Annotated in this window: 11 protein-coding genes; all 11 read left to right on the top strand. The window is 44.4% G+C overall.

The annotated features are described in order from the left end of the window. The 11 genes from trsM to B9N78_RS13220 all read left to right on the top strand — a co-directional run bounded on the left by trsM (position 1) and on the right by B9N78_RS13220 (position 11,934). A complete protein-coding gene (gene trsM / locus B9N78_RS13270) occupies positions 1-666 on the top strand; it encodes a DVU_1556 family methyltransferase (protein WP_085103063.1) in 666 nt (221 codons plus the stop codon). 22 nt (positions 667-688) lie between these two features. Further along, positions 689-1,153, top strand: a complete 465-nt coding sequence (locus B9N78_RS13265) for a DVU_1555 family C-GCAxxG-C-C protein (RefSeq protein ID WP_085103061.1) — start codon at positions 689-691, stop codon at positions 1,151-1,153. After that, a complete protein-coding gene (gene trsS, locus B9N78_RS13260; protein WP_085103060.1) occupies positions 1,143-2,531 on the top strand; it encodes a radical SAM (seleno)protein TrsS in 1,389 nt (462 codons plus the stop codon). Before B9N78_RS13265 ends, trsS begins: the two co-directional genes overlap by 11 nt. Then, positions 2,524-3,837, top strand: a complete 1,314-nt coding sequence (locus B9N78_RS13255; protein WP_085103058.1) for a DVU_1553 family AMP-dependent CoA ligase — start codon at positions 2,524-2,526, stop codon at positions 3,835-3,837. The genes trsS and B9N78_RS13255 overlap by 8 nt, the downstream gene beginning before the upstream one ends. Before the next feature lie 24 nt (positions 3,838-3,861). After that, a complete protein-coding gene (locus tag B9N78_RS13250; RefSeq protein ID WP_085103056.1) occupies positions 3,862-4,908 on the top strand; it encodes an XdhC family aldehyde oxidoreductase maturation factor in 1,047 nt (348 codons plus the stop codon). Between the two features lie 2 nt (positions 4,909-4,910). After that, on the top strand, positions 4,911-6,044 hold the full coding sequence (locus B9N78_RS13245) for a DVU_1551 family NTP transferase (RefSeq protein WP_085103054.1): 1,134 nt from the start codon (positions 4,911-4,913) through the stop codon (positions 6,042-6,044). A 43-nt stretch (positions 6,045-6,087) separates the two neighbouring features. After that, entirely contained in the window at positions 6,088-6,672 is a 585-nt protein-coding gene (locus B9N78_RS13240) for a histidine phosphatase family protein (protein WP_085103052.1), read from the top strand. Positions 6,673-6,774: 102 nt separating this feature from the next. After that, positions 6,775-7,917, top strand: coding sequence for an iron-containing alcohol dehydrogenase (locus tag B9N78_RS13235; RefSeq protein ID WP_085103051.1), 1,143 nt, complete (start codon positions 6,775-6,777; stop codon positions 7,915-7,917). Further along, positions 7,917-9,098 (top strand): two-component system sensor histidine kinase NtrB, encoded by a 1,182-nt coding sequence (locus B9N78_RS13230; protein WP_085103049.1) that lies wholly within the window; start codon positions 7,917-7,919, stop codon positions 9,096-9,098. The genes B9N78_RS13235 and B9N78_RS13230 overlap by 1 nt, the downstream gene beginning before the upstream one ends. 13 nt (positions 9,099-9,111) lie before the next feature. Next, complete coding sequence (locus tag B9N78_RS13225; RefSeq protein ID WP_085103047.1) at positions 9,112-10,452, top strand: sigma-54-dependent transcriptional regulator; 1,341 nt, start codon at positions 9,112-9,114, stop codon at positions 10,450-10,452. Positions 10,453-10,752: 300 nt separating this feature from the next. After that, positions 10,753-11,934: an iron-containing alcohol dehydrogenase gene (locus tag B9N78_RS13220; protein ID WP_085103045.1), complete on the top strand. Its 1,182-nt coding sequence runs from the start codon at positions 10,753-10,755 to the stop codon at positions 11,932-11,934. Positions 11,935-11,949: the final 15 nt, after the last annotated feature.

Raw genomic sequence — 11,949 nt, 5'->3', positions numbered from 1 at the left:
ATGAATTCCACGGCTTCAACCGTTCCACTTTGGGAGCGGTCAACACTGCAGGATGCCGCGGGAAAAACATTACGTCCTGGAGGACTGGCCCTAACCGACAGGGCCTTATCACTAACAAATTTTCCTGCGCATAGCCGTATACTTGATGTGGGCTGTGGACTCGGTGCAACCGTTGAACATCTGAACAATGTCCACCACTTCAAAGGATACGGTATCGACATTTCCGCTAAACAATTAAGCCAGGCTCCATCAGATATGCGGCTTACTCTTGCGAATGCGGACATCCTTCCCTTTGCCGATGATTCCTTTGACGGAATAATATGCGAATGTGTTCTTTCACTTCTTCCTGATATTTCTAAAACTATCGGTGAATTTAGAAGAGTCCTGAATTCAACAGGGACACTGATTATCACTGACATCTATCAGCGAGGTCAAAACAGTTCAGGCTCAATTTCAGGATCTTGCGCAACGAATCCTTTAAATATAAGCATCTTAGAAAAGACAATTTCCAATCACAAATTTCATACTATTATTAAAGAGGACCACTCGAAACTACTGGCAGAACTTGCAGCGCGACTTATTTTCACAGGTGAAAAGTCCATCATTCCCAAAGGAAATTGCTGCTCCAAACCCGGTTATATGCTGCTTATTGCAAAGCAGAGCTAATCCTAATCACGGAGATGTTCATATGAATGATACCGATCTGCGCATCCTACAATTAAACGGTGCAGGCTATTGCTGTGCACAAATAATGACCCTTCTTTGTCTTGATAATTTACAGCGTGAAAATCCGGATCTTGTACGTTCCATGCAGGGGCTTTGCCTCGGTATGGGCGACTGCTCAGGCACATGCGGAATTCTCAGCAGTGGAATATGCGCCCTTGCTCTATACGCAGGTAAAGGAGTTGACAGCGAAGAAGAAGATGAGCGACTTCCTTTAATCACAGAAAATTTCAGAGAGTGGTTTAGAAACACTTCAATTCAGCAATTCGGCGGCATAAAATGCAGTGATATTATCGGGGACGAATGCGGCGCACCAAAACCGGACCGCTGCGGCAAGCTCCTTGTTGATGCCTATACGCAGCTTATTCAAATTCTTGTTGCTGAAGGTTTTGATCCATATACAGGCAGGGAAGCAAACGATGGATTCTGATCCTTATAGCTATGAAACTGAAAGCGTCTGTCCTGTTTGCTTAAAAAAGATATCTGCCCGAAGAGTTACTGAAAACGGTGAAACCCGCATTATAAAAAAATGCATTGAACATGGAGAATTCAGCACGCCTGTGTGGCGTGGTGAGCCTGCCATACAAAACTGGGCACGTCCCAAAACACCTTCAGTTCCTCCGGTAACAGATACAACAGCCTTAAAAGGCTGCCCTTTTGATTGCGGTTTATGCCCAGAACACAATCAGCACACTTGCACAGCTCTGGTAGAAATAACATGGCGTTGCGATCTTAACTGCAAGATATGCTTTGCGTCTGCCGGCAACGTAGAGAACCACTCTGTTAAAAGTTCCAAGAACAAAATTTTGCCTCGCCCTGATCCGACTGTTGATGAACTTAAAATTTTACTGGCAAAGGTCCGTGAAACAGCCGGACCTTGCAATTTACAACTTTCAGGTGGTGAACCTGCAGTTCGAGATGATCTGCCGCAACTGGCAACTATTGCTAAAGAACTTGGATTCCCATTTGTACAAATCAACACTAACGGCCTTAGAATAGCCCGTCAGAAAGAATTAGCTAAAATATGGGCAGACGCGGGCGTTGATTCCGTATTTTTGCAATTTGATGGCACGCGCGATGATATTTATGAATCAATTCGTGGGCGTTCATTGCTTAAAGAAAAAATGTGTGCAATCACTAACCTAATCGAAGCCGGAATCGGAGTTGTTCTGGTTCCGACAATTGTTCCGGGTGTAAATGATGACAATATCGGAGAGATACTTAAGTTAGCGGTTGAGCATGCTCCAGGAGTACGAGGCGTACATTTTCAACCTGTCAGCTATTTCGGACGCTATCCGCAATCTCCATCAGACAAGGCCCGTATAACACTGCCGGAAATAATGACTAAGCTTGAAGAACAGACTTCAAGTCTCGTGCATAAAACAGATTTTTTACCTCCGGCATGTGAACACGCTTTATGCTCTTTTCACAGTAATTATATGGTGATGGAGAATGGAAATCTGAAAAAACTTTCCGGAAAGGGTGAAGCATGCTGCTCTACGCGCCCTGCAGCGGAAGGTGCGGAGAAATCAAAATCATTTGTACGCAGACAATGGGCTGCTCCGGTGGTGAGCGAATGTTGCTGTACGAAGCCTCTTGATGATCTTGATCGCTTCATTCAACGGGCAAAAACGCATATTCTAGCGGTTTCAGGTATGGCTTTTCAAGACGCATGGACACTTGATCTTGAAAGACTGAAAGGTTGCTGCATCCACGTAGCTGCGCCCGACGGAAAATTAATTCCGTTTTGCGCTTACAACCTGACTTCAATGGAAGGATCATCTCTTTACCGAGGAAAAAATGATTAATCATCCCCTTGAATGCTGGCTGAATCTACGCATGGACCGCCCACTTAACTCAGGTAGTGTTTCCCCTGAGGAATTGCAGGCGTGGCAATTTGGTCTGTTACGAAAAACTATAAGTCATGCCGTTAAATCTTCACCTTTCTATTCAAAGCAATTACAGGGCGTTGTCCCCGATGAAATTCTCAGTCCTGCGGACCTCAACAAATTACCCGTAACAACCCCTGAGGATCTTCGAAAAAATCCAAACAGCTTTCTATGCGTATCTCAAGATGAGGTAGCACGTGCCATAACTCTTTCAAGCTCAGGATCAAGCGGTACCCCGAAACGTCTCTTTTTTACATCCGGAGATTTAGAGCGCACTACTGAGTTTTTTCAATATGGCATGGGACCATTGGTGGGAGAAGGAGAAACGGTACTCGCATTGTTACCGGATTCTCGCCCAGGCGGCGTAGGAAACCTCTTTGCTGAAAGCATCTCAAGGCTTGGGGCGAAGACTGTTTACCCTGAAGACCCATCCGACATTCCAACTATTCTGAATTTACTTTTAAATTCACGAGCGAGCTGTCTTTTAGGACCGGCCATACATATTCACGCACTGGCGCGGCTCTGGAAAAGTAAACGACTCCCCAAAAATCAAGTCCGTTCTGCCCTCCTCTGCTGGGATCTATTGCCCCCGGTAGCAATTGAGACAATCTCAAATACATTCGGCTGTGAAATTTTTTCTCACTGGGGCATGACTGAAACTTGCCTCGGAGGCGCAGTTGAATGCTTTCAGGGGTCAGGTATGCACCTTCGTGAACCTGATTTTTATCTTGAAATAGCCGACCCTGAAACAGGTTTACCTGTCCCTGACGGAACCAGTGGTGAGATACTTTTTACAACTCTCTCAAGAAGGGCAATGCCGCTTATCAGATATAAAACAGGTGACCTCGGACAAATTATATCTGGACCGTGCACATGCGGGCTTTCCATGCGCAGGTTAGGAGACGTAAAAGGCAGGCTTGATACCGACATCCTTTTACCTACCTCAGAATACCTGTCCATGGCAGAACTCAATGAAATAATCCTGCAGTATGTAGGAGTGCTGGATTTCAAAGTCAATTATCAGCAACAATCACTTGCCCTTAACATTGCTTTGGATATAGCCCCTGAGTCAAAAATCCCGACAGATCTTTCCAGAGCCTTAACTTCATACCCAAAACTGAGCCGCACCGTTTTAGAAAACAATTTGAAAATTAACATTATTATTGATAACAATGACGGCAGCATCAGTTCAGGTTTTGGGAAAAGATTAATAACGTCATCTTAAACAAACCGGAAAAGGCTTCATCCAATGAAAAAGCTCATTCATAATATTAGTTTGCAGTTAGAATCAGGTAATGATCTCATCCTTGCAAGCATTGTTAAAAGTTCAGGTTCCACCCCGCGTTCCTCAGGCAGCAAAATGGTAATTCTTCGCAATGGAGAGATTGACGGCACTATAGGAGGAGGTCTTGTAGAAGCTCTTGTCCAGCAAACTGCCGCAAAACTTTTTATCGCCCCGGAAAATGCTGTTACTTTTATAGGATTTGACCTTTCGAATGAGCTGGCGGCAAACGCAGACATGATTTGCGGTGGCAACGTCACGGTAATGCTTGAGTATATTTCTGCGAGTAAAGAAAATGCCAAAACATTTTCAGACATTAATAACGGCTTAAGACTCGGACAAAAGGTGACTACCCTCACTCTGATGGATAAAGGCGAAACATCCCTTACTTCGAACAAAATCGTTTTAAATTTTGACCAGGATCTACCCGTAATAAATGAGTTTGCAAAAGAAGATCTTTTAACGCTTCTCATAAAATCCCGCAAAACAGATGAGCCTATTATCCTGGAATCTGCAACAAAACAGATTGTTGCGGAAACCCTTGCTCCGCAACCCAGTTTATTTATTTTCGGAGCAGGTCATGTTTCGCGCCCCACTGCGGCCTTGGCAACCTCTGTAAATTTCAGGACTGTAGTTCTGGACGACAGAAGCGACTTTGCAAATGCCGACCGCTTTCCGCTGGCAGATGAAATTGAAGTTCTTCCTAATTTTGATAACGCATTTGCAAACCTGAATGTGACTGAAAGTTCATACATTATAATAGTTACCCGTGGGCACCTGCATGATAAAACAGTACTTGCAGAAGCACTGAAGACTCCAGCCCGTTACGTGGGAATGATAGGAAGTACAAAAAAACGCAACGCCATCTATGATGCGCTTATTAAAGAAGGCGTTACGCAGGAAAATATAGATCGCTGCCATTGTCCTATAGGAATTAATATCGGCGGGCAGACTCCTGAAGAAATAGCTGTCAGCATTGTTGCAGAACTGATTCAAGAAAGATCCGGGGATTGATCATGAAAATTTATGGACTGGTGCTGGCCGCAGGGCTGTCATCACGCATGGGAAATCTTAAGGCTCTGCTGCCTCTGGACGGAGGGAGTGTGCTTTCAAACTGTGTCCGCTCTTTGCTTGACGGGGGAGCTTCAGAAGTCTTTGTCGTAACCGGATACAAAGCAGATGAAGTTGAATCGGAAGTCCGTAAACTAGGAATAAACTCGGTATACAATCCTGACTATGAACAGGGTATGTTTTCTTCTGTCATTACCGGAATACATGCTCTCCCTGACGATGCCTCAGCCTTTTTTGTTTTGCCGGTCGATATCCCGCTGGTAAGATCCTCAACAATAAGGGCCCTTACTTTTGATTTTAATAAATCACCATCAGATATTCTTTACCCGGCGTTTAAGGGGAAACGAGGACACCCTCCGCTTATAAGTGCAAAACTTATCCCTGAAATTCTACAACATGACGGTAATGGCGGGCTACGCAAAATTTTAGAAAAGCATGATTCAAATTCCCGAGACAAAAACATGCCGGATCTCGGAATCCTGCATGACCTTGACACACCGGAAGATTATACAACAGCTCTTCGATTTTCCCGTAACAAACGTTTTCCACTTCTCGAAGAATGCGAAGCCCTCTGGGAACTGGCTGAAACACCGGAAGCAACACAGGAACATTGCAAAGCTGTCGCAAAAGGGGCTTGCATTATAACCAAAGCTCTCAATGCAGCACGCCAAAATGGACCTTTGTTAGATATGAATATCGTACAGAGCGCAGCACTGATGCATGATGTTGCCAAAACACGCAGGAATCATGAAGCTATAGGCGGCAATCTTCTGGCTGGCTACGGATTCACAGGAATTTCAGAAATTGTAGCCTCACATCGCGACACAAAAATTGATCAAAACTCTCCGCTAACGGAAAAAGAGATGGTCTTTTTAGCTGACAAATTTTTTAAAGGAACCGCATTGATAAGTTTGAAAAAACGATATGAAAAAACAATGTGTAAATGGGCTGACGACCCCGAAGCCGCAAAAGCTATCGGAGAACGCCAGAAAAGAGCCGAGAACCTGCTGGCCAGATATGAAGATGAAACAAAAATCAGAATAATTGATTTGTTGTCAGACCAAATACTCGTATCCTAAGATTTTACTGACTATACGCAATTAAAAGCATCAAGGCTCAAATATGATTATACTCATCCGTCATGGTGAGGCTGAAAAAGCTGAAGGATGTGCCATAGGACAAACGGATCTTCCGCTTTCATATACAGGACTGAAACAGGCTAAGATTCTAGCTAAATCACTATGTCATGTACCGTTTGATCATCTCTACACAAGCCCTCTTTTACGAACACGCGAAACAGCTGCGGAAATTGAAACAAAGTGCAATCTTACAGCTGTATCCTGCCCGGAATTTGCTGAGATTAACTTAGGAGACTGGGACGGACTTAGTTTCAAGCAAATAAAAGAACAATTTCCAAATGAATACATCAAGCGAGGAGTGGATTTCGCAAACTATCGTCCTCCCAAGGGAGAAAGCTTTGCAGACTTGAAGCAAAGGGTTCAAACCGGGCTGGATAAAATCCTTGCACATAAAAAACCTGTAGTCATTGTTACTCATGCCGGAGTTATCCGCATCATCCTTCATATTACTCTCCAATTTCCTTTATCCAATATATTTAAACTGTCTCCTCTACACTGCTGTACTACTGTTTTGAAAAAAAAATCTTCAGGGTTAATTCTTGAAAACTTCAATATACTTCCAAGCTAAAGCCTAAAGGGCCTATTGACTTTACAGCTTTCAGCGCGGAGAATAAAATGATAAATAGAATTTTTATAATAATATATATACCTTATGAAACAAGGAGTCTTTGTGCAGATAACTAAGTTTGCCATACCGGAAATAATCTTCGGTAACGGCAGTATCAAGTACCTTGCTTCATGTGCACAGCGACTTGGGGCCAAAAGGGTTTTACTGGTCAGCGATAAAGGACTTGAAGACTCCGGATGGGTGAAACAAGTTCTAAAGATTCTTGAAAATTCAAAGATGGACTGTGCATATTTTAATGATGTGACTTCAAACCCTCGTGACACCCAAATTCATGAAGGGGCAAAGTTGTATATTGAGCACAAGGCCGATGTCATAATCGGACTGGGCGGCGGAAGTCCCATTGACACAGCAAAAGGAATCGCAACAATAGTCAGCAACGGCGGACAAATCAGCGACTACGAGGGAGCAAACAGAATAAGCCACCCCCTGCCGCCCATGATTTTTATCCCTACCACTGCCGGCGGCGGATCAGATGTATCACAGTACGCAATTATCACAGACACAAAACGGCAAGTAAAGATGTCCATTATCAGCCGTTCACTGGTTCCCAATATTTCAATCATAGATCCAGACCTACTCATTACTAAATCCCGTAAATTAATCCTGTCCTCAGCTGTTGACGCACTGACTCACGCCATTGAGTCCTATGTTTCGAGGCTCGCTTCTCCTTTCACGGAATCGCAAGCTTTAAACGCTATCAAGCTGATTACTGAAAACCTCAAACCTGCGGCAGATACGAAAGATCCAGAAGCGTTAACGAATCTATCAATTGCAAGTACCGCGGCAGGGATGTCTTTCAGCAATGCAGGACTAGGTATAGGACATGCGGTGGCTCATTCGCTCGGCGGTCGCTATGATGTAATGCACGGCATGACTCTTCCTATATTACTTCCGGCGGTCATGCGCTTCAACATCCCAAGCTGTAAAACCAAAATGGCAATTATAGCCCGTACTATTAACGGTGCACACATCTGCTCGACAGAGATACAGGCCGAACAGGTTTGCAACACATTGCAGCATATGTTTGAAGATCTGGGTATTCCAATGAGGCTGCGTGATATCCTTCCTGATAACAATCATCTGGAAGAAATATGTCATCTGGCTGTTCAGGATGCCTGCGCTGTTCCAAATCCCAGAGAGGCCGACTGGCGCGATCTTCTTAATATCTGTAACGAGGCATGGTAATGACCAGCAAGACTTCACTTCTTGACCTTATAGGCATTGAGCATAATAAACTTAATTTCTTTCAAGAATTGCAAAAAAATATTCAGGAATTGACTGAGCTGAACCTTCAATCAGAGGACCAAAGACGCGAAATTGCTGCCATCCTTGACGGCATAACCGATGTAATGATGGTTCTTTCTGAAAATCTTGAAATAATTTCGGTCAATCATGTTTTTGAACAGCTTTTCCCCGGTGTTAATCCTATAGGCAGAAAATGCTACAGCCTGTTCAGACATGACAATAAACCTTGCTCTGAATGCCCTGCTTTCCGCGCGCTTTCCACCAATTCCGTCTGTAAAGAAACGGCTATATTCCGTGTTGACGGCAAGAATATGCAATTTGATATGGTTGCCTCACCACTGAAAAATCCTGATCTTACTGAAAACCGTATCCTCATATTCAAGCGGGATGTTACTTTAGAAAAAGAATATCAGGCAAAGTTCTATCAGGCAGAAAAGATGGCTACCATCGGAGTTCTTGCCGCCGGCGTCGCCCATGAAATTAACAACCCTATGGCAGCCGTAGCCGGATTTGCAGAAGGAATTCAGCGTAGGCTGGCCAGACTGGACGACTCCGTGCCGGACGAATTGGCGGAAGATCTGAACGACTACACAAACACCATTCTGAAAGAATGTCTGCGTTGTCAGGATATTGTAAAAACACTGCTTTCATTCAGCCGTCCCGTTGCAGCTGATTTCCTTCCTGTCGACTTAAATCAAGTTGCAAAAGATACTCTACGATTACTGGACCATCAATTCCGTAAAAGAAAAGATATCAACCTTAGAACAGAACTGGCTCCATCGCTATCCCACATATATGGGGATGAAGCTCAGCTCAAACAAGTAATACTGAATCTAATGACCAACGCAATTGATGCCGTAGGTGAGTCCGGGGAAATTCATGTGCAAACATTTTCCACAGCCACCCACGTGGGGCTGAAAGTCAGTGACTCAGGATGCGGCATTCCACCGGAAAACAAAGACATGCTTTTTGAACCTTTTTTTACGACTAAATCAGTAGGACACGGAATAGGCATTGGCTTATCTACCTGCTACAATATCGTTCGCGAGCATAACGGTGAAATCATAGTGGACAGCGAACCTGACAAAGGCTCATGTTTCACAGTACTTCTTCCAATATAGTGAGAGGATAGAAATGCCTGAATCGTATAAAATTCTTGTTGTAGATGATGAAGAATCCATACTGAAATTACTTAGTAAAGAACTTGCAAGTCCCGAACGGATTATTCATACGGCAAATTGCGCTGAGGCGGCGAGAGAGCATATGCGTAAAGTCCGCTTTGACATTGTCGTTTCAGATATAAGATTACCTGATGGAGACGGACTTGAACTACTCACAGAATTCAAAGATATTGAACCGGAGATAGAAGTTATTCTCATCACCGGACACGGCAATATTGATAACGCAGTAGAGGCTATCCGCATCGGTGCTTACGACTATATCACCAAACCTTTCAGGCTTGATAGAATGGAATTAGTTGTTGAAAGAGCATGGCAGAGAGTCTGTCTGCAACGTGAAAACCGCAGCTATAAGCATTCACAAAGTGATACCGCAAGCACGCAGCTGATAGGACAAGCTGCTTCAATAAAACATATTCATCATTTAATCAGTAAAGTCGCCCCTACAGGAGTTCCAGTCCTTATCACCGGAGATTCCGGAGCAGGTAAAGACGTGGTTGCACACAGCATCCACACCGCAAGCCAGCGCGCAGGCAAACCGCTCATCGTAAAGAACTGTGCGACTCTGCAAAAAGAACTCGCACGCAGTGAACTTTTCGGACATACACGAGGTTCATTTACCGGAGCCATGGACAACAGTGACGGGCTGATGACCTTTGCCCATACCGGAACTCTTTTTCTTGATGAAATAGGCGAACTGCCGATGGAAGTGCAGGCTTCACTGCTGCGCGTTCTGGAATCGCATACTTTCCGCCGAGTCGGAGAAAAAGACGAACGGACAGTCGACATACGCTTTCTCTTCGCCACTAACCGGAACCTTGCACAGGAAGTTGAAGCCGGAAGATTCCATGAAGCTCTTTTTCACCGTATCAATGTATTCAATATCAACCTGCCTCCGCTGAAAGATCGCCGCGAAGATGTTCCTCTTCTGGTAGATTTTTTCCTTAACAAGCTCGGACAGCAGATAGGGCAAGGCGAGTACACAGTAAGTGAGCGGGCCATGCAGTGCATGCTTTCCTACTATTGGCCTGGAAATGTCCGTGAACTCAGGAACGTTCTGGAACGCAGTATCATCCTATCCGATAATTATGTAATCACCTGCAACTGTCTTCCCCGCGAAATTGCCGATCAGCCGGAGCGAGACCGCGAAACAGGTATACTTTCTCTTGAGCGTATGGAACGGGAACATATTATCAAGGCTATAGACTTTTTTAACGGCAACAGACTTAAAGCTGCACAGGCCCTTGGTATCGGCCGCAAAACCCTCTACCGCAAAATTGATAAGTACAATCTGTAGACCAACCAACCCCACAATGAATGACACACAGCCGTTATATCTTGAGACAAAATGACACAGCCCTCGCAATGGTACGTTTTATAACCATTGCGAGGTTCATCACTCTCTCTTTTGTAATGCTAAACCTTGAACGACTGTTTTTTTTAGATGAAACCGATCCACTATGCCCACCCTTCATAACACATAACATACTTAAATAAAATGATATTACAGTTTGGCCCCGTTATTGCTTATAGAGAACCATTAATAAGCACTCGGCAAGTACAACCTTCAAAAACCTGTAGCTTAAGGATGGTCAAAATGGCAGTACGCGAAGAAGTACACGGTTTCTTTATTCCAAGTGTTACCCTGATCGGTATCGGTGCACACAAAGAAATTCCAGTTCGCATTCGTTCACTAGGCGGCAAAAAGCCACTTCTAGTAACAGATAAGGGAATCACTGGCGTTGGTATCACCAAACAGATTGTAGACATCTTAAAAGCAGAAGGAATGGATTGCGTTGTTTACGATGAAACTATCCCTAACCCAACCGATAAAAACGTTGCTGCCGGTGTAAAAGTTTACCAGGACAACAAATGTGATTCACTTATCACCCTTGGCGGCGGTAGCTCGCATGACTGTGGTAAAGGTATCGGACTTGTTATTGCCAACGGTGGAACAATTCATGACTACGAAGGCGTGGACAAATCTAAAAACCCAATGCCTCCTTACATTGCAGTTAACACCACAGCAGGAACAGCTTCAGAAATGACCCGTTTCTGTATTATCACCGACACATCACGTAAAGTTAAGATGGCAATCGTTGACTGGCGTGTAACTCCTGGTATCGCTCTTGATGATCCATTACTCATGATGGGAATGCCACCATCCCTTACCGCTGCTACCGGTATGGACGCTCTTACTCACTCCGTTGAAGCATATGTTTCAACAATCGCTACCCCGATCACAGACGCTTGTGCTGAAAAATCTATCAGACTCGTTTCCAAGTACCTGCGCCGCGCAGTTGCTAACGGTCAAGACATCGAAGCACGTGAAGGTATGTGTTACGCACAGTATCTAGGTGGTATGGCTTTCAATAATGCCAGCCTCGGTCATGTTCATGCTATGGCTCATCAGCTCGGTGGATTCTATGACCTTCCACATGGTGAATGTAACGCTATTCTTCTTCCACACGTTGAACAGTACAACCTGATTGCGAACATTGACCGCTTCTGCGACATGGCTGAATGGCTCGGCGCAGATATATCAGGAATGTCCAAACGCGATGGTGCAGATGAATGTCTCGCAGCAATTCGCAAACTTTCAACCGATGTAGGTATTCCTGACGGCTTGATTGCTCTTGGCGAACGTTATGGTAAGAAAGTTTCAGAAAAAGATATCCCGACTATGACAGCTAATGCACAGAAAGATGCATGTGGTCTTACTAACCCACGTTGCATGTCTGACGCAGCAGTTTCAGCAATCTACAAAGCAGCACTTTAATTAAACGAACTCCGG

Source organism: Desulfovibrio gilichinskyi, assembly GCF_900177375.1.
GTDB classification, from domain to species: Bacteria; Desulfobacterota; Desulfovibrionia; order Desulfovibrionales; family Desulfovibrionaceae; genus Maridesulfovibrio; species Maridesulfovibrio gilichinskyi.
Note: the sequence above shows the minus strand (reverse complement) of the source record. Positions and strands in the feature narration are given on the sequence as shown.